General features: G+C 36.9%; 29 protein-coding genes and 2 other annotated features. Of the genes, 23 read left to right on the top strand and 6 right to left on the bottom strand.

The annotated features are described in order from the left end of the window. The first annotated feature begins 201 nt into the window (after window positions 1–201). The 5 genes from A5889_RS06925 to A5889_RS06905 all read left to right on the top strand — a co-directional run bounded on the left by A5889_RS06925 (window position 202) and on the right by A5889_RS06905 (window position 3,269). On the top strand, window positions 202–858 hold the full coding sequence (locus tag A5889_RS06925) for a Crp/Fnr family transcriptional regulator (RefSeq protein ID WP_087640820.1): 657 nt from the start codon (window positions 202–204) through the stop codon (window positions 856–858). A 197-nt stretch (window positions 859–1,055) separates the two neighbouring features. Further along, the gene (locus tag A5889_RS06920) at window positions 1,056–1,646 is read left to right on the top strand and encodes a DJ-1/PfpI family protein (RefSeq protein ID WP_087640821.1); all 591 of its coding nucleotides are present in this window, start codon (window positions 1,056–1,058) and stop codon (window positions 1,644–1,646) included. A gap of 57 nt (window positions 1,647–1,703) precedes the next feature. Continuing rightward, complete coding sequence (locus A5889_RS06915; RefSeq protein WP_087640822.1) at window positions 1,704–2,204, top strand: hypothetical protein; 501 nt, start codon at window positions 1,704–1,706, stop codon at window positions 2,202–2,204. 275 nt (window positions 2,205–2,479) lie between these two features. After that, window positions 2,480–2,980 (top strand): GNAT family N-acetyltransferase, encoded by a 501-nt coding sequence (locus A5889_RS06910; RefSeq protein WP_087640823.1) that lies wholly within the window; start codon window positions 2,480–2,482, stop codon window positions 2,978–2,980. Beyond that, window positions 2,964–3,269, top strand: coding sequence for a rhodanese-like domain-containing protein (locus tag A5889_RS06905; protein WP_087640824.1), 306 nt, complete (start codon window positions 2,964–2,966; stop codon window positions 3,267–3,269). Before A5889_RS06910 ends, A5889_RS06905 begins: the two co-directional genes overlap by 17 nt. Window positions 3,270–3,412: 143 nt before the next feature. On the opposite strand, the gene A5889_RS06900 is transcribed toward A5889_RS06905, so the two are convergent. The 3 genes from A5889_RS06900 to A5889_RS06890 all read right to left on the bottom strand — a co-directional run bounded on the left by A5889_RS06900 (window position 3,413) and on the right by A5889_RS06890 (window position 6,101). Next, a complete protein-coding gene (locus tag A5889_RS06900; protein ID WP_087640825.1) occupies window positions 3,413–4,231 on the bottom strand; it encodes an amino acid ABC transporter substrate-binding protein in 819 nt (272 codons plus the stop codon). A gap of 14 nt (window positions 4,232–4,245) precedes the next feature. Beyond that, on the bottom strand, window positions 4,246–4,881 hold the full coding sequence (locus A5889_RS06895; RefSeq protein ID WP_087640826.1) for an amino acid ABC transporter ATP-binding protein: 636 nt from the start codon (window positions 4,879–4,881) through the stop codon (window positions 4,246–4,248). A gap of 578 nt (window positions 4,882–5,459) precedes the next feature. Then, a complete protein-coding gene (locus tag A5889_RS06890; protein WP_087640827.1) occupies window positions 5,460–6,101 on the bottom strand; it encodes an amino acid ABC transporter permease in 642 nt (213 codons plus the stop codon). Window positions 6,102–6,166: 65 nt separating this feature from the next. Continuing rightward, window positions 6,167–6,409 (bottom strand) — a binding site (T-box leader). A gap of 299 nt (window positions 6,410–6,708) precedes the next feature. Further along, window positions 6,709–6,936: a binding site (T-box leader), on the bottom strand. Between the two features lie 253 nt (window positions 6,937–7,189). Here A5889_RS06890 and A5889_RS06885 point away from each other — a divergent pair. From A5889_RS06885 to A5889_RS06860, 6 genes are all read left to right on the top strand, one after another. Beyond that, window positions 7,190–7,912 carry a gamma-glutamyl-gamma-aminobutyrate hydrolase family protein gene (locus tag A5889_RS06885; protein WP_087640828.1) on the top strand — a complete coding sequence of 241 codons (723 nt, stop codon included), beginning with the start codon at window positions 7,190–7,192 and terminating at the stop codon, window positions 7,910–7,912. A gap of 20 nt (window positions 7,913–7,932) precedes the next feature. Continuing rightward, the gene (locus A5889_RS06880; RefSeq protein WP_087640829.1) at window positions 7,933–9,573 is read left to right on the top strand and encodes a peptide ABC transporter substrate-binding protein; all 1,641 of its coding nucleotides are present in this window, start codon (window positions 7,933–7,935) and stop codon (window positions 9,571–9,573) included. Window positions 9,574–9,778: 205 nt separating this feature from the next. Next, entirely contained in the window at window positions 9,779–10,339 is a 561-nt protein-coding gene (amaP, locus tag A5889_RS06875) for an alkaline shock response membrane anchor protein AmaP (protein WP_087640830.1), read from the top strand. A gap of 13 nt (window positions 10,340–10,352) precedes the next feature. Next, window positions 10,353–10,568 carry a DUF2273 domain-containing protein gene (locus A5889_RS06870; protein ID WP_087640831.1) on the top strand — a complete coding sequence of 72 codons (216 nt, stop codon included), beginning with the start codon at window positions 10,353–10,355 and terminating at the stop codon, window positions 10,566–10,568. A 31-nt stretch (window positions 10,569–10,599) separates the two neighbouring features. Continuing rightward, window positions 10,600–11,070 (top strand): Asp23/Gls24 family envelope stress response protein, encoded by a 471-nt coding sequence (locus A5889_RS06865; protein WP_087640832.1) that lies wholly within the window; start codon window positions 10,600–10,602, stop codon window positions 11,068–11,070. A gap of 24 nt (window positions 11,071–11,094) precedes the next feature. Then, on the top strand, window positions 11,095–11,343 hold the full coding sequence (locus tag A5889_RS06860) for a GlsB/YeaQ/YmgE family stress response membrane protein (protein ID WP_087640833.1): 249 nt from the start codon (window positions 11,095–11,097) through the stop codon (window positions 11,341–11,343). A 57-nt stretch (window positions 11,344–11,400) separates the two neighbouring features. On the opposite strand, the gene A5889_RS06855 is transcribed toward A5889_RS06860, so the two are convergent. Together A5889_RS06855 and A5889_RS06850 are read right to left on the bottom strand one after the other, a co-directional pair. Next, complete coding sequence (locus tag A5889_RS06855; RefSeq protein WP_087640834.1) at window positions 11,401–11,721, bottom strand: DUF960 domain-containing protein; 321 nt, start codon at window positions 11,719–11,721, stop codon at window positions 11,401–11,403. Window positions 11,722–12,010: 289 nt separating this feature from the next. Beyond that, window positions 12,011–12,622, bottom strand: coding sequence for a 50S ribosomal protein L25/general stress protein Ctc (locus A5889_RS06850; RefSeq protein WP_087640835.1), 612 nt, complete (start codon window positions 12,620–12,622; stop codon window positions 12,011–12,013). 434 nt (window positions 12,623–13,056) lie between these two features. On the opposite strand from A5889_RS06850, the gene A5889_RS06845 reads away from it, so the two are divergent. Further along, window positions 13,057–13,806, top strand: coding sequence for a 16S rRNA pseudouridine(516) synthase (locus tag A5889_RS06845; RefSeq protein WP_087640836.1), 750 nt, complete (start codon window positions 13,057–13,059; stop codon window positions 13,804–13,806). After that, entirely contained in the window at window positions 13,803–14,489 is a 687-nt protein-coding gene (locus A5889_RS06840) for a YjjG family noncanonical pyrimidine nucleotidase (RefSeq protein WP_087640837.1), read from the top strand. The genes A5889_RS06845 and A5889_RS06840 overlap by 4 nt, the downstream gene beginning before the upstream one ends. Before the next feature lie 106 nt (window positions 14,490–14,595). On the opposite strand, the gene A5889_RS06835 is transcribed toward A5889_RS06840, so the two are convergent. Then, complete coding sequence (locus A5889_RS06835; protein ID WP_087640838.1) at window positions 14,596–15,048, bottom strand: GNAT family N-acetyltransferase; 453 nt, start codon at window positions 15,046–15,048, stop codon at window positions 14,596–14,598. A gap of 146 nt (window positions 15,049–15,194) precedes the next feature. Between A5889_RS06835 and udk the strand changes: the two genes are divergently transcribed. From udk to A5889_RS06785, 10 genes are all read left to right on the top strand, one after another. Next, window positions 15,195–15,824: a uridine kinase gene (gene udk, locus A5889_RS06830; protein WP_087640839.1), complete on the top strand. Its 630-nt coding sequence runs from the start codon at window positions 15,195–15,197 to the stop codon at window positions 15,822–15,824. Window positions 15,825–15,999: 175 nt separating this feature from the next. Continuing rightward, window positions 16,000–16,668: a response regulator transcription factor gene (locus A5889_RS06825; RefSeq protein ID WP_087640840.1), complete on the top strand. Its 669-nt coding sequence runs from the start codon at window positions 16,000–16,002 to the stop codon at window positions 16,666–16,668. Continuing rightward, window positions 16,659–17,750, top strand: a complete 1,092-nt coding sequence (locus A5889_RS06820; RefSeq protein WP_087640841.1) for a sensor histidine kinase — start codon at window positions 16,659–16,661, stop codon at window positions 17,748–17,750. Before A5889_RS06825 ends, A5889_RS06820 begins: the two co-directional genes overlap by 10 nt. Before the next feature lie 57 nt (window positions 17,751–17,807). Beyond that, window positions 17,808–19,148, top strand: coding sequence for an ABC transporter permease (locus A5889_RS06815; RefSeq protein WP_087640842.1), 1,341 nt, complete (start codon window positions 17,808–17,810; stop codon window positions 19,146–19,148). Between the two features lie 53 nt (window positions 19,149–19,201). Beyond that, the gene (locus A5889_RS06810; RefSeq protein WP_087641535.1) at window positions 19,202–19,822 is read left to right on the top strand and encodes an ATP-binding cassette domain-containing protein; all 621 of its coding nucleotides are present in this window, start codon (window positions 19,202–19,204) and stop codon (window positions 19,820–19,822) included. A gap of 57 nt (window positions 19,823–19,879) precedes the next feature. Next, window positions 19,880–21,358, top strand: a complete 1,479-nt coding sequence (locus A5889_RS06805) for an ABC transporter permease (protein ID WP_087640843.1) — start codon at window positions 19,880–19,882, stop codon at window positions 21,356–21,358. Between the two features lie 12 nt (window positions 21,359–21,370). Beyond that, on the top strand, window positions 21,371–22,045 hold the full coding sequence (locus tag A5889_RS06800) for an ABC transporter ATP-binding protein (RefSeq protein WP_087640844.1): 675 nt from the start codon (window positions 21,371–21,373) through the stop codon (window positions 22,043–22,045). Next, window positions 22,038–23,489, top strand: a complete 1,452-nt coding sequence (locus tag A5889_RS06795; RefSeq protein ID WP_087640845.1) for a PASTA domain-containing protein — start codon at window positions 22,038–22,040, stop codon at window positions 23,487–23,489. The genes A5889_RS06800 and A5889_RS06795 overlap by 8 nt, the downstream gene beginning before the upstream one ends. A 633-nt stretch (window positions 23,490–24,122) precedes the next feature. Continuing rightward, a complete protein-coding gene (locus A5889_RS06790; RefSeq protein ID WP_087640846.1) occupies window positions 24,123–24,464 on the top strand; it encodes a type II toxin-antitoxin system PemK/MazF family toxin in 342 nt (113 codons plus the stop codon). 228 nt (window positions 24,465–24,692) lie between these two features. Next, complete coding sequence (locus A5889_RS06785) at window positions 24,693–25,667, top strand: Gfo/Idh/MocA family protein (protein ID WP_087640847.1); 975 nt, start codon at window positions 24,693–24,695, stop codon at window positions 25,665–25,667. The last annotated feature ends 161 nt before the right edge of the window (window positions 25,668–25,828 follow it).

Here is a 25,828-nt window from a genome sequence, read left to right as displayed (position 1 = left end):
ATGAAATTACAATTGATTTTCTGAAATTCCTTTGTAGGTGATACTATACAAAAAAAATAAAAGAAAAAAATGCGGGTTTGTAGTTTAAAAAGGTTAAATACAAAAAAATACAACAAAAATCATTAACATTTGTTATTGTTTTTTGATGTGATATCCTTTTAAATAAGTATGACAATAAAATGGATAGGGAGCGCAACACTCATGGACAGTCATGTGTTACAAGAATATTTAGATGATCACGCATTTCGAATCGTTGTGAAAAAACGGAAAAATTACCTCACATACGAAGGATTGCAAGATCGCTATGCTTACGTGCTGAAAAGCGGTATTATCAAAACCAGTGTCATCTCACCGGACGGCCGTGAGTTTAATTTAAGATACATTAATAGCTTGGAAATCGTTTCGCTGTTACGAGATGAATATTCACAGTTTATCGATGCGCCGTTCAATATACGTGTAGAATCAGAGCAGGCGGAGTTGTACCAAATCGATCGGGTACAGTTTTGGAAGGATATCAATAAAAGTAAAGACCTGCAGATGTACGTGAAAGATTATTATCGTGTGCGTTTGATGTATTCGATGAAAAAAATGCAGCAGATGCTGATGAATGGAAAATTTGGTGCAGTCTGTACACAGATTTATGAGTTGTATGATACGTTTGGTGTGGAAACAGCTGAAGGCTTGTTGATCGATTTTGTGGTTACAAATGAAGAAATCGCTCATTTTTGTGGAATTACATCCGCTAGCAGTGTGAATCGCATGATGCAGCAGTTAAGAGAATTAGGAGCGATCAAGATACAGGATCGGAAGATTTTGATCACGGATTTGGAGATTTTGAAGGATCATATTATTTTGTGAGTGTGAGAAGAGATAATTTTCAGAAGGTATTGCAGTTGTGAGGATTGCAATATTTTTTTATAAGCAAATGTATTTAGATTTTGAATGAACAATTTCTTAGGATATGTTTTATCGGATGAATGTTTTTATAAATGCTGACAAACTGCTGTCATTCTTTTAAGGTAGGATAAACTTAGCTTGTAAAGGAGGAATAGAACATGAAAGAGATTTTATTCGTACTACTAGAGGAATATGCAGATTGGGAAGCAGCATCTTTAGCAGCGGTACTCAACCAATTGGAAAACTTTACGGTCAAAACGGTTTCTACTGCAAAACGGCCAGTCCGTTCGATGGGTGGTTTTACCACTACGCCAGATTACACGCTTGCTGAAGCGGAGAAAATCAATTTTGAAGCACTCATTTTAATTGGCGGCAAATCTTGGCGAACGAGTGCAGCGGAGGAAGTAGCTAATCTAGTGAAAAAGGCAGAGCAAAAAGAAACAATCATCGCTGCTATTTGTGATGCTACAGTTTATGCTGGAACATTAGGAATATTAAATAAAGTGAAGCATACAAGTAATCAATTACCGGATTTAAAAGCATATACTGGACGAAAATATACAGGTGAAAATCATTATCTTGAAGTTCAAGCGGTAAGAGATAAAAATATCATCACAGCAAATGGAACAGGTCATTTAGAATTTGCTCAAGAGGTCTTGCTCGCACTTCAAGCAATGCCAGAAGCAGAAATTGAGCAATGGTATGATTTTTATAAACTAGGCTACTATGAAGCGGTGAAACAAGTTTGAAAGGATAAGGTAGGTTGTCATAGAAGACATATAGTTTTATAATTAGGAGAGAGGAAGATGCATCGAAAAGGAGAGGAAAAATTGAAAAAGGGTAAAATAGTGCTAATTGTTTTAGTGTTGATCGGCTGTGTTGGTGCGACTATATATCTAAAATCAGCTGGTAAAAAAGAAGTTCCGAAAGAGGATGTCAAACAGCAAGCAGAATCTACAGAACAGGAAAAAACTAAACCCCGAGCAGAATATAAAAAGGCGCCAGGACTTCTAACCATTTCAATGTATGAAATGAGTGATGAGGAATTATATCAGCGCTTTGGGTATCCCAGTGAAGCAGGAATCGAAGAATTATTTTTTGACAATAAAGATACTGATAAAATCGTTGCATTAAAAGATGGATCAATACTTTCAGGAGAAATGGTCGACAACGATATTTTGGTTGAGGTAAGTTCTGAAACAGATCCAAATGCTCTTACAGTGAGAGAAGCAAAAGAGCTATTGAAAAGTCGACAAGAAGCACTTTATCAACTATATGAAGCAGAAATCACGAATACATCTGAATAAGAAAACAACTTCTCATTAAAGCAGAAAGGATTGATTTAATGGAAAGTTGTTTTTTATATAAGTCAGTGACTTTTGTGGAAGTTCAATGTTTAAGAAGAAAATTATTTTGTACCATAAATCTAAAAAGGGAAAATAGAGGGTAAAGTCATCGACGGAGGACTTTACCCTCTAATCTTAGTATGTTGTATTGAACATTTCTAATCAAATTCATAGAAAAAATAGGAATAACTTGTTGTGGATAAGAACAATGGTATACTGCTAATGAGGTGAAATTCATGATCATCAGAGAAATTCTAGAAAAAGACGACAAAGCAATCGAACAAATCATAAAAGAAACACTTGAATCTTTTGACCTAGCTATTGAGGGAACGGCATACTTTGATCGTGAACTAAGCCATTTAAGTCACTATTATGCGCGTCAGCCGCATGCTGCTTATTGGGTAGCCGAAAAAGATGGAAAAATATTGGGCGGCTGTGGTATCGCTCCTTTTAACATTGATGCGAGGATCTGTGAGCTTCAAAAGCTTTATTTGATACCAGAAGCTCAAGGGCAGGGGATCGCGAAAGCATTGATGAAAACAGCATTGAGTTATGCAAAAGAATATTATGATCACTGTTATCTAGAAACCATGATAAAAATGGATAAGGCGAATGGATTATATCGTTCATTTGGGTTCCAGAAACTAGACAAACCATTAGGTGGTTCTGTTCATAGTATTATGGATGTTTGGTATATGAAAAAACTGCAGGAGGAATCTAATGAAGAGAATATCTAATAAAGAATTAAAGGAATTGATCCAACTTACAACAAATCAGCCGATATCAATTATCGATGTCCGTGAGGAAGAAGAATTTACAGAAGATCATATCGGGATCGCCAAAAATTTTCCGCTGTCAACATTACCAGAAACAATGGCTGAAATCAATCGAGAACAACCACATTATGTTATTTGTCAGCATGGTGTCCGTTCAGAGCATGCTTGTTCATTTCTTGAAAATTATGGATATAATGTTATTTCAGTGTCAGAAGGTATGTCTGTTTGGAATGGAGAAACAAGCGTATAAAAACCAATGAAGTGTGAAACAAGAACAGATCAAAAAGCGTTTGTATGTTCTTGTGTAAGGAATTCTTGAAAAGAAGAGTCCAGATAAACGGCGAGACAAAAGCTGCTCTGAGAAATAAGAAGGGCTGCTTTTGTCTCGCTCTTTTATTTGGTGACGTCTTCTCCAAACCATTTTGTAGAAATTTTTGCAAGTTCGCCTGATTTTTTTAGCTCTTCAAAGGCGGTATTGATTTTTTTAGCAAGTATCTGATCTGATTTTCTCAAACCAACTGCAAAAGCCTCACTTTCATAATCACCACTGATAATTGAATAATCAGCTAAGTTATCCTCGTGAGAAAGATAATAGTTAGCGTATACTCGGTCGATCAGAAGTCCATCGATCCGTCCAGATTTCAAATCCATAAACGCTTCATTGAAGCCATCATATAAAATTGCCGTTTGATCTTTGACCTTATCTTTTAAGATTTTTGGCTGTTCTTCAAAGCTATGATAACCAGAAGAGCCATTTTGAGCACCTAAGATTTTTCCTTCCATGTCAGCAAAGCTATTGATTTGATTCTTCTTCAATGAAACAACGACTTGTTCATTTTTCATATATTCATCACTGAACAGGACTTTTTCTTCCCGTTCGGCACTTTTAGAATAGCCATTCCAAATCAGATCGATTGTTTGATTCTGTAGTTCGTTTTCCTTCATGGACCAGTCGATCGGTTGGAAATCAACTTCAATACCGTATTGATCAAATACAGCTCTAGCTAAATCAACATCAAAACCAATGATTTTTCCAGCTTTATTTTGAAATCCCATTGGAACAAAAGAATCATCCAATCCGACGATCACTCTTTTTTCATGATTGATACGAGACCACTGATCAACATCAGTTTTTTTTCTGCCACAGCCAGAAATCATCAGAATAAAAAGTATAGCAATGGTCATTATAGTAAACAGTCTTTTTTTCTTCATAGTAGTTCTCCTTTCTACTGAACAGGTGTGACTTTCAGTAGATTATCTGCAATATTTTCAGCAAATGTCATATCGTGGGTAACAACGATTTGTGTCATTCCTTGCTCTTTTAGCGTTAAGATGACCTCTTCTACTTGTTGTCGTAACTCAGGATCAAGTGCACTTGTTGGTTCATCGTAGCCCAATATTTTTGGCTTCATTGCTAACGCTCGGGCAAGCGCAACGCGCTGTTTTTGACCGCCCGATAATTGATAAGGGTACAAGTCTTCTTTGCCGCTTAAGCCAAATTTTGTCAATAGTTCCATAGCTTCTGCGCTACTTGCTTCTTTCGTTTGTTTTAATGAAAGTATTGGTGCCAAAGTGATATTCTCTAAGACAGAAAGATGAGGAAATAATTGGAAATCCTGAAAAACGATGCCGACAACTTGATCTGCATTATCCATCGCAACAGGATCAAAAGCTGTACCATCCATGACCAATTCACCAGAATCAATTGATTCCAAGCCGGCTAAACAGCGTAACAACGTTGTTTTCCCGCCGCCGGAAGGACCGACGATCGTTAAAATCTCACCATCTTTGATTTCTAAATTCAATTGATCGATGATCTTACGACCATCAAAACTTTTCGTTAAATTTTTAATAAGTAGCATAGAAATTCCTCCTTGATTTAAAAGCGGAATGAGTCCGCTTAGTCTCGACTAGAAAAAAGGAAAACATGACTGAGGCGCTCTTTGCCTCATTCAGGTTTTATCTTTTTCTCGAGAGACTGACTCATGTAGCTGGATAGCATTAAAAGCGGAACAAATCGCATAATCCTGTAGAAAATTAGGAAATTGACTTTGAGACGCTTTTTGTCTCACTGGCAATTTATCTATTTTCCCAAGGATTGATTTGTGCAGCTGGATATGACAAATGATCAACACTTTCTTTGAAAGTCTTGTACTGTTCAACATCAGTTCATTTTATTCACTGTGTTTCTCAGTAAAAGCGGAACAGGCTTGTCCAGCTCTGACAGAAAAATAGGAAATACTGTTTGTGGTGCTTTTTGCCTCACACATTATTTATCTTTTTTCCGAAGAGCTTGCCTGTGCAGCTGGATAATACAAATGATCAACACTTTCTTTGAGAGTCTTGTACTGTTCGTCATCAGCTCAACTATTTTCGCTGTGATTCTCAGCAAAAGCAGAACAAACCACTAAGCCTTGATAAATAATAAGAACAGCCTACTCTATTTATAATACTGATAATGTTTTTCCAATTTTTTCGAAGCTAATGTTAAAACAGCTGTCAACAAAAGATAGATGATTCCAACTAGAACCAAAGGCAGTAAGCTGACATCGCGGCTCATCGCGATTTTTCCGGCCCGCAGTAGATCACCTAAACCAAGAACGTAGATCAATGAAGTATCCTTGACTAAATTGATGACTTCATTACCAATAGAAGGTAAGACGACTTTAACTACCTGAGGCAAAATGATTTTGGTAACGGTCTGAAATTTAGTTAAACGAAGGACCTTGGCTGCTTCATATTGTCCTTCTGGAATCGACTGGATTCCTCCACGAAATATTTCAGCAAAGTAAGCAGCATAATTCAAAATAAAGGCAAATAAGGCTGCGTCATATCGTTCAAAAACGATTCCGATCAAAGGAAGCCCATAAAAAACGAAAATCAATTGCAACAGCAAAGGAGTTCCCCGCATCAACCAAATATAAATATTGATCAACCATTGCAGTGGCTTAAAGTTCGTTTGTAAGGCAAAAGCAACTAGGATACCTAAAGGGATCGACCCTAGTAAAGTGAAAATGAAAACCTTCAATGTCATTACTGCGCCATCCAATAAAGCTGGCATGATTTCTAAAATATACTCCATAATAACTCCTCCATTTTTTGACTATATAATAAGTAAAACAAAAAAATCCTCTTGGTAAAAAGTACCAAGAGGACGAAAATACGTGGTTCCACCTCAATTTATCAATATCTCACAATATTGACCTCATAGAGTTTTATGCTGTTTAAAAACTCTTTTCTGATAACGGAGAATACCGCAGCTTCTTACTGACTTCAGAAACTGACAAATCAGATGTGTTCGTCAACGGTTTCCAGTTTCTTCTTTCAGCAAATGAAGAAATCTCTGTCAGGAAATGATCGAGGAGTACTTGTTCTGATCCTATGTTTTGGTTTTATTCATTGTGTTCTTGTTTATTGGCCGTTTACTTAAAAAAATAAATAGAGTTTTATGCTGTTTAAAAACTCTTTTCTGATAACGGAGAATACCGCAGCTTCTTACTGACTTCAGAAACTGACAAATCAGATGTGTTCGTCAACGGTTTCCAGTTTCTTCTTTCAGCAAATGAAGAAATCTCTGTCAGGAAATGATCGAGGAGTACTTGTTCTGATCCTATGTTTTGGTTTTATTCATTGTGTTCTTGTTTATTGGCCGTTTACTTAAAAAAATAAAAAGTCCTTTGGCATCAATGCCAAAGGACGTAAAATCGTGGTTCCACCTTTTTTTATTATCGTCTCACAACGATAACCTCAAGAAGTCATTGACTTCAATGCTGTAACGAGCATACCCGAACTTTCCTACTTGTTGTTCAAAAAGTTAACTCCCAGATGTGGTTCGCTTTATCTTCCTGTCTTTTTCCACCAGCCAAAGACTCTCTTGAATGAACTAATAAAGGTACTCTTCTGTTCTTTGTTTTTTATAACTTTACCACCAGCCGACAAGATTGTCAATAACATATTGTTTAGAAAATTCTGAAAATGAATGAACTAGGCATAAAAATTAACGAAAAGCGTAAAGTGAGGTACACTATAGTAGACACTTTCTATCAAAAAGTAAGTGAATCGTGATAGTTAAAAACTATCGCCCCTGTGCAATTCCTACTATCCTTTCCTATATGTATCTGATACACTTATGTACAATTATTAATGGAAATGATAGAGAGGTGAGGCAGGGTGAAACGAGCGATCATAGGAATTGCGGCAAATGAAATGACTGATGCAGGAGCGACATTGTATCACTTGCCGATCAGCTATACACCTCAGGGATATGTGAAAGCGGTACAAAATGCTGGTGGACTGCCGCTTTTGTTACCAGTTGGTGCTCCTGATTTAGCGAAAGAGTATATTAGCCAAATAGATAAACTGATCCTAGCTGGTGGACAAAATGTATCACCTAAGCTTTATGGAGAGAGCGTTCAGGTAAAAGAGGCAGGACTTTCTGATGAAAGAGATCAATTTGAACTAGCCTTGATCGAAGAAGCACTTAGACAAAAAAAGCCGATTTTTGCAGTTTGCCGCGGCCTGCAGCTGATGAATGTCGCGTTAGGTGGAAGTTTGTATCAGGATATCAGTCACGTATCAGATAAGAAGATCGCTCACATGCAGGTACCGGTGGCAAGGCAAATACCGACCCATCGCATCCAAACGAAAGAACGCAGTATTTTACGTAAAATCTATGGTGAAGAAACAACAGTCAATTCCTTTCATTTTCAAGCGGTAAAAAAAATAGCTGATCCGTTGAAAGTTACAGCACTTAGTGAAGACGGTATTGTTGAAGGTATTGAAAGTAAAGATCCGAGCTTTGCTTTTTTGGGTGTACAGTGGCATCCAGATTTTGCTTATGATCATTTAGAACAAGAAATGGCTGTTTTTCGATATGTAGTAAAAAAATTATAAAATAGAGGAGGATTTGAATAATGAAGAAAAAGTTAGGCGTCGTTGTGTTGTTGGCTGCCTTGATGCTGACAGCCTGTGGTGGGAATAATGGAGCAACAGACTCATCTGGAAAAAAAGAAGCAGGTAATACAGAACAAGTGATCCAAGTAGCATCCGGTGGCGAACTATCTACTTTGGATAGTGCGCACTATACAGATGTGTATAGTTCTGATATGATCGGACAAGTAGTTGAAGGGCTTTATAGAATGGATAAAAATGATGATCCAGAACTTGCTGTAGCTGCAAGTGAGCCTAAAGTGAGCGATGATGGGTTGGTTTATACATTTAAACTCAAAGAAACAAAATGGAGTAATGGAGATCCAGTTGTTGCTGGAGATTTTGTCTCTGCTTTTAAAAACGTTGTAGATCCAAGCTTTGGTTCAAGCAGCAGTAATCAGATGGATATCTTCAAAAATGGTCGAAAAATCCGTGAAGGTCAGGCATCTGTTGATGAGCTTGGTGTAAAAGCAGTCGATGATCAGACCTTGGAGATGACATTAGAGTACCCGATCCCTTATTTGTCTCAAGTATTGGTTGGAACACCTTTTATGCCTAAAAATGAAAAATTTGTCAAAGAAAAAGGCGATGCTTATGGTACATCAGCAGATAACTTTGTCGGAAATGGTCCGTTCGTAATTTCAGGCTGGGATGGCAACACAGAAACCTGGAAATTAACCAAAAACAAAGATTACTGGGATCAAGAAAATGTCAAACTTGATACGATCAACGTTCAAGTCGTCAAAGAAATCGGTACAGGGACAAATCTGTTTGACGCAGGTGATTTAGACTATACTGTTTTAGCAGACACTTATGCTTTACAATACAAAGACTCACCGCAAGCCAACTTTGTTCCAAAGGCGATGGTCGGCTATTTAAGTCCAAACCATAAACGAGAAGTAACGGGCAATGTCAATGCCCGAAAAGCAATTTTGCAAGCGATCGATAAGGAAACATTTGCTAAGGATATTTTAGGCGATGGATCGACTGCTATCAATGGTTTTGTACCAAAAGATTTTGCGAAAGATCCTGAAACGGGAGAAGATTTCCGTAAAGAAAATGGGGACTTTTTAGCTTATGATGTCAAAGCTGCACAAAAAAGCTGGGAAACTGCTAAAAAAGAACTAGGCAAAGATCAAATCGAATTGGAATTACTTTCCGCAGATTCCGCACTTGCAAAGAAAACGATCGAGTATGTTCAAGGACAACTGCAGCAAAATCTACCAGGACTAAAAATCACATTGAAATCAGTTCCTTTGCAAAATCGTTTAGACTTACAAACAGCGAGCAATTTCGATTTAGTTTTTGGTACATGGACACCAGATTATGCAGATCCAATCAACTTTTTAGAATTTTATGATTCGAAGAGTGGACTAAATACAGCTGGTTATGATAATCCAGAGTATGATAAAGGCTTAAATGATGCTAGAATCACTTTAGCGAATGAACCAGAAAAACGTTGGGATAAATTAAAAGAGTTAGAAGAAACCTTGATTGAAAAAGATGCAGCTGTGTTACCGCTATATCAAGGTGCGATTGGTTATCTGAAAGCAGATAAATTGAAAGATCTTCAAGTATTTCCTTTTGGAAGAACCGTTTCCTATCGTTTAGCGTACGTTGAATAAATGAAAAGTTGGGATGAGTCCATGACAAAGCTAGAGAATAGTTTTGTCATGGACTCATTTTCGCTTTTTTATAGCCTGTGAAAAGAGTGCTGAAAAAGGATTTGTGCGTATCTTTTGTAATTGTTGAAAGATGCGTTTACCATAAAACATAAGGAATTAGGAAAAAACTTTTGCAAAAGTAAACACAACGACGGAGGGAAAAGCGATGCGGCTACTGAAAGGAATCATCTCACTATTATTGATAGCAGGTATATTTGGAATCGTTGGTCTATATTCCCAGATTGTCGATCTAGGCGTTGTGAGCACCTTCTTCCAAAATTTATTGCTCCAGTCTGATTGGCTTGTGTATTTTTATCAGGGACTATTATTTGTTCTATTGGTTTTAACAGGACTGATTTTTTTACTGATCGTATTCAAACCAGTAACTAAAAAGGTCATACACATTCCTAAAACGATGGGGCAAATCGATTTACCAGTGCAAACGTTGGAAGCGATCGCCCGTTCTTCAGTAAAAGAGATCGTTAAAACTGATACGGTCCAAGTGAAAGTTAAGTTGTCCAAAGCGGAAATGGCAAATATTGATGTGATTCTATCTGATCTTGAACAGGAAGCATTTTTGAGCAAGAGTAAACAAATTCGAGAAAAACTGATACTGTCTTTTAAGCAAATGGCAAACATCGAAGTCAACAAAACAAAGATCGTCTTTAAAAAACAAAAGAATGATTCTACAGTTGTCGACAATAAAAAAGGTACACGTGTAATCTAAAGGAGAGAAGATCATGAAAAAATTGCTTGCACTAGCACCCTATCGTAATCAATTGTTTTTTACAGGTCTTTTCTTGGTGATCGCTGTTTTATTCATGACGATCGGTTTTTGGAAAACGCTCGTGCTATTCTTTTTTACAGGAATCGGCTTATTGATTGGAACGATGCAAGATGAAAAACGCTCTATCTCCTCAATTTTAGCAACGATCCAAGCTTTTTTTGAGAGGTAAAAATAGATGATAAAGAAAGGTTGAGTACAAAATGGATAACAAAGCAAATGAAAGCACCACAGAAGTAATCAATGAGAATGGCATCAAAACAAAATTGACATTCGACGATCAGGTTGTGAAAAAAATCGCTGGTATTGCTGTTTCAGAAATTCCTGGAATTTTGGGCTTGAGCGGAAATGCCATTTCAAACTTAACTGACAGATTTACAAACGGCAACAACCCGACGAAAGGAATCAATGCTGAGGTTGGAACAAAACAAGTAGCGATCGATTTAGATGTTATTGGTGAATATGGTAAAAATATCGCCGAAGTCTTTGATACTGCAACTAAAAAAGTAGCAGATGAAGTAAAAAACATGACTGGTTTAGATGTGATCGAATTCAATATGAATGTTGATGATGTCATGACGAAAGAACAGTACAAGGAAAAATTTGAAGGCAAGAAAAAAGAACCAGCAGAAGAAAATAATCAAAGTGAAACGAATTCACGTACGTTAGCATAAAGTGAACGAAGGAGGAGAAGCTAAATGTTAAGCTTTATTTGGTCATTGATCGTCGGTGGTGTACTAGGTGCGATCGCCGGAGCGATTTTAGGTAGAGATGTCCCAGGCGGTGTCATTGGAAACATCATCGTCGGTTTTATCGGAAGCTGGGTAGGAACGAAATTATTAGGTAGCTTCGGCCCCGTTATTGGCGGATTCCCAATCATCTCAGCATTGATTGGTGCCGTCATCTGTATTGCGATTTATTCATTTATTGTAAAACGAATGGCGTAAAAAAAGAGACGACCAGGTGAGCAGTAGTTGCTTATCTGGTCGCCTTTTTTTAGGTGTTTATTCAAGCATTTCCGCAGGCAGTAGGATCGTTTCTTTATTCCCATCATCAAAAGCGAAGACTTGTGAGGGATATTCATCGGAGTAAGGAAAAGGTAAGTCAATGGCCATTTGGACATCACTGATTTCCTGTGAAAAATGAATCGTCACTTTCCCATCATTATCGATCAAATCAAAGTACAACATGTTGGTTAGCGGCACGAGACCTTTCAAATCGATATCGATGATCAACCAAATACTATCGATCAAAGCACCAGGTAAACGCTCGACCACCCCTAAAGAAGCATAACGTCTGCGTTGTTTATCAAAAGTTTCAACCATCTATTTGACCTCCTTTAACGATCTAATACAAACAGTATACCTTATTTCAGAAAAACAAGCTTCCGGAAAGTTTGCTAAAAAAAGCAACTATCATGCTCGAAATTGACGAAAACAGTTTTGTTCCATCATTTAATTCTTAATAAACGGTACCCGAAAGCCAGATACTTCAGAAAAATCGCAAAAAAGGGCGGAACAAAAACCAAAACTCAGTTTTGTCCCGCTCTCTAAACTCAAATAGATGATAGAATCAGATGTTACTCATCAGAGTTCAGCAACTCTGTTCTATTGATTATTCTTCTTTTTCACCGATCACAGTAGGTTCTGCTGCTTCTTCTGGAGCTTCTTCTTCAGCTGCTTGAGCTTCTACCACAGCTGCTATTTGTTCTTCTGCTTCCGTGATGATGTCGTAATCATTATTCTTAGGTAGATCAGCAACGGTAATTGCGTCACCGATCGCTAAGTCTGTGATGTCGACTTCAACACGTTCTGGTAATTTATCTGGAGTTGCTGAAACAAGAACGTTATACAGGTTTTGTGCTAAAACACCGCCTGATTTAACGCCGGCAGATTCGCCGACTAAAACTATTTCAGCTTCAACTTCTGTAGCTTCTTTCATATTTACAGCCAAAAATTCAACGTGTTTCATTTGGCCTGTAAAGGTATCTAATTGGGCTTTATACATCAATGTATTGATTTTTTTGCCCCCGACAGTCATTGTGATCACGGCATTGACACCATTATCACGCAAAATTTTGGTCAATTCCTTTTCTTCAACGGAAATAGGAGTACTTTCGATCTCATATCCATAAACGACGGCAGGAACTTGACCAGAGTGACGTAGTTGATTTCTTAGTGAACGTGGACGGACAGCTCTTTCTTTAACTTCTAATGATACTGACATAACCTAAATTCCTCCTTAAATTTAAAAGCTGAACGAGATGGACTCGCAAAGCTAGATAAACCAAGTGAATTCATAGTTGGTTATCTGCAAAACGCAACATGATGGAATATAAATGTCTTGCTGACACAGGTGTAAACATGTAAAGCTTAAAACGTAGCTAAGGTTTTCTGTTCATCTATGAAACGAACAAGCAGCTTCTACAAAACGTACCGCAAAAACAAAAAATCCCGAATAATTGTGCACAATCATCCAGGGAAAATTCCATATGATACCTTATTCTCTCCCAGGTCATTACGCTGTTTTTGAGAAACCTTATTCACTTTCTATATCAACCATAACCCTAATCTAAAGTTAAGTCAAGGGAAGCGAAAAAACATTATCCTTTTCAAACGAGCTTGTGTATACTAAACTATTAAGGGAAATGAGGAAAATAAATGCGTTTAGATAAGCTATTAGAGCAGGAAAAAATAGGCTCCAAAAGAAAAGTCAAAGCCTTGATCAAAAGTAAGCAGGTTTGTGTAGATGGACGAACGATCCTAGATGAGAGTCTGAATGTAGATGCTTCATTGCAGGAAGTCGTTGTGGGCGGTCGTAAGATAGAAAATCAGACCCACGTTTATTATATGCTGAATAAACCTCAGGGAATCGTCACAGCCGTAAAGGATGCTAAGCATCAAACCGTGATCGATTTGATCAAGCCAAATGATCAAAGAAACGGATTATATCCAGTAGGTAGACTAGATCGTGATACAGAAGGGCTGTTGCTTATTACAGATAATGGTCAATTAGGGTATCAGTTGCTGCTGCCTCATAAAAAAGTATTGAAACGCTATGAAGTCATCGTAAATGAGCCATTGACGAAAGCTGATCAGATTGCCTTTGAAAAAGGAATCGTATTTTCTGACGGAGAAATATGTAAAGCTGCTGAGTTAATAATATTGACTTCTACAATAAATGAAAGTCGAGCCTATCTGGATATCACAGAGGGAAAATTTCATCAGGTCAAGAAGATGTTTTTGTCTGTCGGGAAAAAAGTGACGTATTTAAAACGTATTACAATGGGACCGTTAGTCCTTGATGATACATTAGCATTAGGACAATATCGCCCGTTGAACCAACAGGAGCTTACGCGCCTACTTCCTTATTTCACTATTCATAAAAAAAGAAAAGAGTCTAGAAAATGAAATTTAAAACACTACTATTTGATGTTGATGATACGCTATTAGATTTTAAGTTGACAGAGAAAAAAGCACTACATGCTCTATTTCAAGAAGAAGAAATTCCTTTGACAGAAGAAATCGAAACAACCTATAAAAAAATCAATCATCGACTTTGGCGAGAATTTGAACAAGGTAAAACGGATAAAAAAACAGTGATAGATACTCGTTTTAGTCTACTGTTTGAGCAATATGGGAAAAAAGTCGATGGGAAACAGATGGGTGAAAAATATCGCTATCATTTGAGTCAAGGGCATGATTTATTAGGAAATAGTAAAGAGATCATTTCTCGCTTAAGACCAGATTATGAATTATATATCGTAACAAATGGTGTTGCTAAAACCCAATATCAACGACTAAAAGATTCACAGATGACTCCTTTTTTCGATGATATTTTTGTGTCAGAAGAAGTAGGGTATCAAAAGCCGATGAAAGAATATTTTGATTATGTATTTGATCGAATTCCAAACTTTGATCGAGAAAAGACAATGATCATTGGAGATTCTCTGGCCTCTGATATTCAAGGAGGAAACAAAGCAGATATCCAAACGCTTTGGCTCAATCCAGAGAACCAAGCAACAGATGGCGTGATCCAACCAACATATGAGATCAGTAAGCTGGATGATATCTTCACGATTTTAGCGGATTAAAATGAATGTACAGTAAACAAAAGTGTAGAACAAGACCTAAATTTAGGTCTTGTTCTACACTTTTCGTATTGTTCCGATCTAAACAACTGCTATCGCATTTCTTTATTTAAACATCGATGCTCAAACGTACCATGTCTTTTAAAACTAGTTTATTTTCTAAAATTTCCTCATCATAATGCCGTATAAAAAAATCTCGGTCGATACCAGTCATGCGAAAGCCGCATTTTTGATAAAGATACAATTGACCAAAACTTGTACTGCCAGTACCGATCTCAACTGTTTTATACGAATGCTCTTTTGCTTGAGTAAGGGCAAAGGAAATCAACTGTTCACCGATCCCTTGCCCTTGAAATTGTTCTAAAACAGCAATGTTTACGATCTCCAATGTTTCTGGTCTTGTGGGAAGCAAAACGACAATGCCGGTAACGTGACCATCGTCTAATGATTCAAAACAAAAGCTGCGTTTGATGTATTCTTCGACTAATTCTTTATTTGGATCAGCAGATAGAAGTAATTCTAAGTGAGTAGGGGTAAATGTTTCCACTTTTCTTATAAGCATGGTTTCCTCCTTTTTAGAAGCTGATTTGTTTTCAATTAAAATGATTTTATCAAAAAATGTACATAAAATTGTGGTAATCTCTCTTGTTTCTATTATAATAGATAAAGGTTATTATGACTATTACGTTAAGAGAGAGGTTTCGCTGAATGAAAAATAATCAACCAATCGTGATTGGTGTAACTGGTGGATCTGGTAGTGGAAAAACCAGCGTGAGTCGAGCAATTTTTAATCATTTCCCGAATCATTCGATTATGATGTTGGAGCAGGATTCTTATTATAAAGATCAGAGCCATTTAAGTTTTGAAGAAAGACTGACGACTAATTATGATCATCCTTTTGCGTTTGATACAGATTTACTGATTGAACATTTAAAACAATTGATCGCTTATCAAACCATTGAAAAACCTGTGTATGATTATGTTGCGCATACAAGAAGCTCGGATGTTTTGATTCAGGAACCAAAAGAAGTGATTATTTTAGAAGGGATTCTGATTTTGGAAGACCAACGTTTGAGAGAGCTGATGGATATCAAATTGTACGTGGATACAGACGATGATATTCGAATCATTCGCAGGATCAAGCGTGATATGGAAGAACGGGGCAGAACACTGGACTCCGTTATTGAACAATACTTGACCGTCGTCAAACCAATGTATCATCAATTTATTGAACCGACGAAACGCTATGCAGATGTCATTGTGCCGGAAGGCGGAGAAAATCATGTAGCGATCGATTTGATCACTACGAAAGTTGCAAGTATTTTAAACGAAATCTAGAATAGAGTTGATAAAAAACACAAGTAAAAACGCTTGAGAAAATCGAGTGCTTCTACTTGTGTTTTTGTTATTTTACAAAAACTTCAAAAAAGGAACATAGACAAAGCGTTCCGGATTATAGTATCGTATGAGGTATCTATCAGCATGTAAAAGAAAAGTTGGAAAGGGTGATTGAATGCGTGTCTTGGTCATTGAGGATAATCGTGAGTTAGCTTTCTCTGTACAAAAAGGATTAGAGCGAGAAAAATTTTTAGTAGATCTGGCTTTTACTGGTCTAGAAGGAGAAGAAAAAGCTTATGTAAATACATATGATGCTATTTTGTTAGATTTAAATTTACCAGATAAAGATGGATTGGCAATCTTACATTTTTTGAGAGAAAAGGCCATCGATAGTCCAATCATTATTATTACTGCAAGGGATGAAATAGAGGAACGAGCGAAAGGTCTTGATTTTGGTGCAGATGACTATTTAGTAAAACCCTTTGAGTTGCTTGAATTGACTGCGCGGATTCGGGCAGTTGTCCGAAGATTCCATGGACGGGCAACACCGCAAATCAAGATCAATGAATTGATGATAGATCCTGTTAAACGGTGTGCAAGTTATGGGATGCACGAAATTGCTTTAAAACCGAAAGAATTCGATATTCTTTTATGCATTGCACAAAAGCATCCGGCTGTTGTTTCAACAGAGGAGATTGCTGAACACGTTTATGATGAAAATTTTAACCCTTTTTCTTCTGTCTTGAGGGTCCATATGGCTAGACTAAAAAAGCAGCTTGCCCAAGCTTCAGGAAAAGACTTGCTTAAAACAATTCGTGCGAAAGGATATCAATTATGCGAGTAACATTCAAAATCGGTTTAACGATCATTACCTTTGCTTTTTTTATTATTTTAATTATCAGCGGCGGCTTTTTTGCGCTTAAAACCAACTGGCAGTCACTTAACATTGGGGAGTCGATCGGTTCGGCAGTTTATGTTGTAAAAACAAATCAACTGACAGATTTTCAACCAGCTGAGAGCATCGAATTTGCAGCCGAAGAGATGGTGAGTACAGAAACATTGGATGAAATATACATGAATTCGTTTTTGAAGTATTTACCTTTGATTATTTTACTCGTTTCATGTGCATTACTGCTTTTAACGATAAGCTTATGGGTGGTTTTACGGCGGATCTATACAAAACAAATGGTCCGGATCATTCATGATCTACAGTTTTTAGAAAAATTTAATGAAAAAAATGTTGAAGATAAAGCTGTTGCTCACGCTTTTAAACAATTGAAAGACAAACTTGATGGGAATTTGGATGATTACAAACGGCTGAGCAGCTATTTAACGCATGAACAAAAAAATGCGATCGCGATTTTAAGAGCGAATTTGGAGTTGGAGGCAAATGAATCTGGAAATCTGTCTATTTTAGATCGTCTGACGGACAGTATCGACGATGTGTTGACCTTGTCCAACAATGTGGAAGAGTCTTCCAGTGAACAGGTAGATGTATCGCTGATTTGCGCAGAGGTCTGTGATGCTTATCAAAAAAGTTATCCTACACTATCATTTACGTTTGAAGAAGCTGAATCAACATTTATCTTAGGGAAAAACCGCTGGATCTACAGAGCTGTTTCAAATTTAGTAGATAATGCTATCAAATATGGAGAAGGCAAACCAATTGATGTTGTTGTTAGTTGTAAAAAAGGGAGCGTCATAGTCAAAATCAAAGATCGAGGCAAAGGAATCGAACTCGAGCGACAACATACGATTTTTACTCATCGTTTTCGAATCAATGCTTTAAAACAGGATGGCTATGGAATCGGCTTATCAGTTGTTTCGCATGTATGTAAGTTATGTCAGGGATTTGTTTATGTGGATAGTAAAAAAGATGAGGGCTCAACTTTTTATCTGTCATTTCCGCAAATTTCTCAAAGTTAACATTCAGTTAACAATCGATTTGTTATAGTAGGTTCAAGAAAGGAGTGGAGCAGGAAGATGCTCGTCTTAAAACATGCGCTTTTAAATGTAAAAAGACATTGCTGGCAGCACATGTTGATTGGAAGTTTATTGCTGTTTTTAATTTTTATAGCTTTATCAGCGGGACTCATTTTTACTTCAACCAAGAAATTTGCAGAAGGATACGCACAGCATTTTACACCAATCGTAACGATTTTGCCGACAGATTTAAATGCAGCGCATGAAGAAAAACTAACAAAAGAGGAATATCTTAAATTAGGTCAATCAGATTCTATCGATCAAACAAAGGTAGTAGGGAATATACAAGTCTCATTCGAACACTTAAAACCTCTTGATGAAAAAGGGCAACTCCAGATGGAAACTTTTGATAGTGCTGCAAATCAAATGACACAGGAAATCATGGGTATCATGCAGGGCTTGGATAAAGAAGGACTTGTACAGGAACTTTTTCAGCGTAATCAGGAAGTCATCACTGGAACAGCGAATCTTGGCTTGAATGAATGCTTGATCAGTCATGACTTGGCTGAATTAAATGATCTACAGGTTGGCGATACGATTCAGATATCGACGACAGTTGATGGTCAGAAAGAAAAGAAGCGGTTGACTATCGCGGGAACCTACCGATCAAAAAAGAGAGCTGGGACAACAACGACTTCTGGATGGGGGATATTTCAAGAAAATGATATTTTTACCAACTGGGATACCGTTGAAGGGATGAAAAACTTCGAACAATTAGGCTATATCACAGCTTCTTATAAGTTTAAAGATGTAAAAAGCAGTCAAACATTCTTGAAAAAAATGAAAAGTATGGATAGTCTGAAAAATTACTATGTCATGACCAACGATACGAATAAAAAGTTGTTGCTAAGTCCAGTAAACAGCATGAAGATTTTGTCGGGGAGTCTATTTTTAGGTAGTTTGATTTTTGGAGTAGTGGGACTTACATTATTTTCAGCTAGTCGGTTCAAACAGTCACAAATAGAAATCTATTTATTAAAAAATGCTGGTATTGCAAATAGAGAATTGATAATGAGTAGGTTTGTTGAATTGCTTTTCGTGGCAGCGGTGAGTATTGTGGTAAGTTTTGGATCAGTTGTCTTTGCAGTTCAAACGATTGCAGATTGGCAGCTGAATAGTCAAAAAAATATGATTGGAGATTTTGAACAGATTTCAAATGCGATGATCAATGAATCTTTGACATCTATCAACTCAGTTCCAATTGAGATCAATGGGAGCGCTCTCCTACTGCTTTTAGTGATCACCAGTCTATTCATCGTAAGTATTAGTTTGATCGACAGCTATAAGATCGTTAAATTTGACCCAATAGAGTTTTTGTTAGAAAGGAATTTAGACGAGTGACGATTCTCTCTCTTAAAAATATAGTTTATACACATAAAAAAAGTAAAGTGACAATGTTAAAAGGGATCACAGTGGATTTTTCAGCAGGAAAAGTTTATGGGATTTTAGGGGAAAATAATGCTGAAAAGACAGCTCTACTAGCTCTTTTAGCAGGATTCGGCAAAATTTCTAGCGGTGATATTCTGTTTAAAAATCAGAATTTTCAAAAAATAGACCGAGATCGTTACCGTAGAAAAGAAGTCGGCACAGTTTTTCAGCAATATAATCTACTTTCTGATGCGAGTGCACTAACGATGTTCAAGCTGCTGTCCTGGAGGCAAGTAAATGATACAGAACAGTTTCTTAAACGGCTAAAAGAAGTAGGAATAAATGAAAAACAAGCAAGTAAAAAAATCAAAAAACTGTCTGCCGCAGATCAGCAAAGAGTATCTTTAGCAAAAGCTACGTTGAATGATCCCGAAATCATTCTATTAGATGCTCCGGAAAAGACGCTAAGTGAGCTTTCTCTAGAGGCGATCATGGCTTATTTATGTGTATATGCAAAAAATGAAAACAAGTGCATCATCATTGGTTCGCAATCGCAAAAAATTGCAGCTTATGTAGATGAATTATGGGGGCTGAATGGTGGGAAGCTATCATTTATCAAGGACAATACGGAAATTGACGGGATGTAAAAGGACCCCTTTCTTCCCAGATCAATAGAGAGATTGTACGATGGGAAGGAAAAATGTATGAATTATTGGAATCGGGCATTATGTAGTGTAACAAGAAGAAAAGGAAAATCGATTATTCTATTTGCTGTTATTTTCATTTTAGGAAATGTCATTGCGGGATCTATTGCGATCCAGCAATCTTCGGCAAATGTAGAAAAGAAAATCAAAAATGATCTAGGTGCGATGGTCACAGTTGAATTGGACTTTGACAAAATGATGGAAGAAGGACAGTCGTTTTCTCCAGGTACATTAAAAGAAGAAACCATTAAACAATTAGGAAAATCAACATACGTCAAGGATTTTGATTACAATGTGAAAACGACGTTGTTCGTAAAAAAAATCAAAACCTATGAACAGGAAAATTCTGGTGTAGTCAGTAATATGTCGAATATGCTGAATCTTAAAGGGACGAATTTATTAGAGCCATTGGATTTTAAAGATAAGAATGTGAAATTGATTGAAGGTAGAACCTTTAAGCAAGATGAAATCAACAATGGAAAAGACGTTGCAATTATTTCAAAGAAAGTCGCAGAAGAAAATGGGTTCAATGTTGGTGATAAAGTAGTTTTAGATAGCTCAATAGTCGATTATAAAGCTGACGGCTCAACAGAAGAAGTTGGGAGTCAAGACCATCCCGTTGAGATCATTGGTATTTTTGAACCTGCCAGTGTGGAAAAGAAAAAGTCAGATGACAAAGAAAAGCAAGGAGTCAATGAACAATTTTTAGAAACAGAACAATTCAATACAGTATATATGCCAAATGATGCTGTAAAAGCAATCAGTAAAGTTGAATTTGATAAAGGGAAAGAGTTATTGCCGGATCGTTATAAAAATACAGATGGCTCAGAGGCGACATTTGAAGATACTGTTCAAATCACACCTACGTATAACTTAAAATCTCCGGAAGATGTGGAAGCCTTTAAAGAAGAAGCTAAAGCGAGTATTCCTGAGGGCTACAAATTGAATGCCTCAACAGATCAATATGATCAAGTTGGCGGTACGGTCAAAAAGATGTCGAAAATTTCCGGTTACGTGGTTGTTTTAGCGATCGGTGCGACGTTATTGATCATTTCTTTAGTGGTCATTCTATTTTTACGTGATCGTAAACATGAGCTTGGTATTTATCTTTCTTTAGGAGAAAGCAGAATGAAGGTGATGCAGCAGATTTTGATCGAATTATTGCTGATCAGTCTAGTTGCAATGTGTTTGTCCTTAGTAACAGGGAATTTTCTTGGAAAAATGGTTTCAGAATCCTTAGTTGCCAGTGATGCTTTTTCACAAACTGAAAGCGCAAGTACGAATGGTATGATGATGATGGGCGGAACGACTAATATGCCGAATTTAACAAGTGAAGAAGTGACAGGAGCTTATGAAGTGAGATTTTCTTTTAGCTACATCATAACATTTTTGATTGCCGGATTAAGTACAGTTTTATTCTCTGCTGTTTTGCCTTTGACGTATGTTTTAAGGCTGAATCCAAAGAAAATCATGATGTAGGAGGAAATCAGAATGACAATTTTACAAGCAAAAAACGTGAGCTATTTTTATCAGGACGGGGACAAACGCCGGATGATTTTACAGGATACATCGATCAATTTTGATCAGGGACAATTTTACACCATCTTAGGGCAATCAGGGTCGGGAAAGACGACCTTTCTTTCTTTGATCAGTGCATTAGATGAACCTAAATCGGGTGAAGTACTGTATAAAGGGCAAAATATCAAGGAAATCGGTTTGGAAAAATACCGCAGAGATGACATTAGTATCATCTTTCAAAGCTACAATTTAGTGCCGTATCTGACTGCTTTAGAAAATGTCTTAGTTGCTATGTCGATCACAGATAATGATATGCCGAAGGATGATCGTGAGGTCGCGTATAATTTATTGGATTATATTGGGATCAATAAAAGTAAAGCGGATCGTTTAGTGGGACAGCTGTCAGGTGGAGAGCAGCAACGTGTGGCGATTGCCAGAGCTTTAGCGACAAATGTCGATATTATTCTTGCAGATGAACCTACCGGGAATTTGGATGAGGGAATGGAGCAGGAAATTGTCGATATTTTCAAAGATCTAGCTGAAACACATAATAAATGTGTGATCGTTGTTACCCACTCGAATGAAATTGCGAATCAATCAGATAAAACTTATTTTCTAAAGCAAGGTGAGTTGATGTTGAATGAGTGATTTTTTATCAAATTTCAATAAAGACAGCTATAAGGAAACTAAAGAGAAGAAGCAACAGACAAAACAAGAAGAACGAATACAAAAGCAAGAATCGCTGCCGCGTAACGTGGTAGATAAGCCCACAGAAACATTTGTGGAGCCAGCCAATGATTTTCAAGCGGCCGATGAGATCATTCCAACCATGAGCAGAAGCCAAGTGGATTCTGAAACGCAGATCGATCCAACGTATCATCAAAAACGCAAAAAAAAGTTTATACTGATTGGAATCGGTGCAATCATTTTGTTAGGCGTTGTCTATTTCACTTATTATCAAATGACGCATGTTAAAGTACCAGATTTTTCTGGGAAAGACTTAGCTGAAGCACGAACATGGGCAACTGAAAATAAGGTAAAGATCGATGTTGAACAGAAATACGATAAGAATGTCGAGACGAATAAAGTGATTACACAAAAATCAAAAAAAGGCAGCAAGATCAAAAAAGGCTCTGAGCTAAAAGTCACAGCTAGTTTAGGTGCAGATCCGGAAGAAAAATTGACATTACCTGATTTTATGACGATGAAAAAATCAGAAGCAGAACAATGGATCAAAAAGAACCATGCAGATAATATTTCTCTGATCGACGAATACAATGAGACGTTGGAAAAAGGCAAATCGATTCGTTTTGAAATCGTCAATAAAGAAGTCAAGAAGGAAAACTATAAACGTAAAGATAAAGCAAATATGTATTATTCAAAAGGCAAAGAAACGTTTGAAAAGAATATTTCTGTTCCTGATTTCACCAAAAAGCCGAAAGCAGAAGTTGAGAGCTGGGCGAAGACCAATGAAATCAAGGTGACATACGAGGAGGCTAGTTCAGCAGAAATACCAGCGGAAAGTATTATCTCACAAAGTATTGCCAAAGATCAGAAGATAGCTAAAAAAGACAGCATGACTGTCACAGTTTCTTTAGGTAAAGGATATGTGGTACCGAATTTTTCTGAATATACACAGGAAGAAGCTGGTTCTGCTGTAGAAGGCTTGACTGTCAAGGCGAAAACGATTTTTACCGCGAATGTTCCTTATGGTCAACTGATTTCCCAAAGTGTTGAAGCTGGAACAACGTTGACTAGTAAAGATGATTTAAAGGTGGATGTGTATTACTCAGCAGGGCAGCCTTACTTGAAAGATTTGAGGAACAATACGGTCGAAGGAGATCTACAAAAATATTTCTATGAAGAATTTCAATCTAAAGGAGCGAATATTCGATATACTGTGAGATATGTAGATTCTGCTGAACCTAAAGGAACAGTTGTAGGGGTGAGCGCATATAATCAGTATGTTCCTTTGGAATATACTGTTGGACTTGATATTAGTTTAGGTAATTTGGCTGGAGCAGCTACTCCCAAAGCGAATAACTCTTCTGGAGCAGATTCTGAATCTGATGAAGAAAAGGAAGAACGCTGAATGGTGAATACAAGCGATTGGAAAAAATTAGGATAGAAGATCGAATGATCAAGTTTTTAGGAGGTTGGAACAGAAGTTTTCAATTTCGGGAATCAAGAAATAAGAAAGCCTTCCATCTGTTTCCATCGTTTATCTGTTTTTGAAGTGACTGGATTATAACTCTACGAGTTATAACCCAGTCACTCTTTTTTTATTAGAATTTAATGAGGAGGAAATATCATCTTTTTTTATGATTAATAAAAACAAATTATTTTGTATTATTTGCATATGAAAATCATTTATATGAAATCAAAATGAAAACGTAACAGTTGATATCTATAATATTTAAACGTTATTTTTTATTTATGTAAATCCATATATATAAAGGAAGTTTCTCTTTTTTAGAGAAAATCATTTTTTTATGAACGGAATGTCTTTTTTATATTCGATTTTATTTATAGTTCGTTAAGTATATTTGAATAAAATATCTTTTTGGAAGAACAACTATCTGAAAGGTTTTTCTCATCAAATTTTCCTTTTATAGAGATTATCAAAGTTTTTAGTAAATAGCATAAAATATTGAAAAATTCCAATGTAAAAGCATGATATAATTTACAAAAATAGTGTTTTGTGAATAAGGGGTGATAAATTACGATGATACGAAGAGGAGAAATATTTTATGCGAATCTCTCACCTGTGATTGGTTCAGAGCAAGGCGGGATAAGACCTGTATTGATTATCCAAAATAATAAGGGAAATCTATTTAGTCCGACATTGATTGTTGCTCCGATCACGAGGAATGTGAATAAGAAAATGCAGCCGACACAGGTGAAAGTAGATATTCCGCATGAAGATCGGATGACGCCGTCTTTGGTATTACTAGAGCAAATCCGAACGCTGGATAAAGAACGAATTTTGCATAAAATTTGTCAGTTACAGGATGATGATATGCTGAAGGTCGATCAGGCGTTGAAAATCAGTATTGGTATTCGTTAAGTAAAAGTGATACATAAGTAAGTTGTACATAGGCATTTTTTATTTGCAGATAAGCGATATTGGGAAACTGTTGGGGAAATCTGTATCGATGCTTTAAAATGTTAATAATCGATCGGCTGGGAGACATTCATTATCTGTACTTCCAGTTTTTTTTTGTAAGTGATAAAATAGAGGTTTTTTGAAATTATAGTGAATAATAGCTATAGTAGAGAAAAGGAGTTGAGATGAATGAGACCGATTCGTTATGGGATTTTAAGTACAGCTCAAATTGTGCCTCGTTTTGTTCAGGGAATCAGAAAAAGCCATCAAGGTGAAGCAACTGCGATTGCTTCAAGATCTTTGACAAAAGCAAAAAAAATGGCAACAGACTTAGCTATTCCAAAAGCTTATGGAAGTTATGAAGAATTGTATCAGGATCAAGAGATCGATATTATTTATGTAGCAACCTATAATAAAGGTCATTATGAAAGTGCAAAACAAGTATTGCTGCATGGTAAGCACGTGCTGGTGGAGAAACCTTTTACGCTCGATAGTAAGCAGGCAGTAGAACTTTTTGAGTTAGCAGAAAAGAATGGTTGTTTTTTGATGGAAGCTCAAAAAGCAGTATTTCTACCTGTCACTATGCAAGTCAAAGAGGCAATCGAGCAGCAGAAAATTGGACGTATTCAGCTATTACAGTCTGTAACGACCTATCCGAGTGTCGATCATATTTCATGGTTCCATTCTTTGACAGCAGGTGGCGGAGCGCTACATGGCTCAGGCAGTTACCCGATCCAGTATATGCAGTTTTTGTTGGGACAAAAGATTACGGAGTATTATGGAAACGCAACTGCTGAAAAAGGCCAAACAGATGATCAAGCAAATTTGAGCTTAAAATTTCAAAATCAAGTATTAGGGAATATTTTTATTTCTGTTAAAGTAGATATTCCGAGCAAAATGACGATTTATGGTGAAAAAGGCAGAATCGAAATTCCAGAGTTTTGGAAAGCACGTGAGGCGATGATTTATTACAATAATGGCAAACAGGAAAAGTTAACTGCTGATTTTGAAAGCGAATTTGAATTTGAGATCGATCATGTGAATAGCTGTTTGAACCAAGGGATGATTGAAAGTCCGATAATGACGAAAGAGATGACCCTTCAGACAGTTACTTTAGTAGATGATCTGTATACGCAATGGCTAAAAGAAGGTCAGATTGGCTGAAGAATCTCTGTTGCGTTTAAAGAGTATTTATGTTAAAGTAGCTTCATGCGACGAGTTGACTCAATCAGACAGCTTTGCTGTTCCGTTTTGACGGCTAGTGATTGACCAATCCACAGAGGCACATATGTTTAATCATACCTACCGGATGTAGGCGTGTCGGA

Source organism: Enterococcus sp. 9D6_DIV0238, assembly GCF_002174455.2.
Lineage (GTDB): Bacteria > Bacillota > Bacilli > Lactobacillales > Enterococcaceae > Enterococcus_L > Enterococcus_L dunnyi.
The sequence above is the reverse complement of the archived record's forward strand: the minus strand, read 5'-3'. Positions and strand labels throughout refer to the sequence as shown.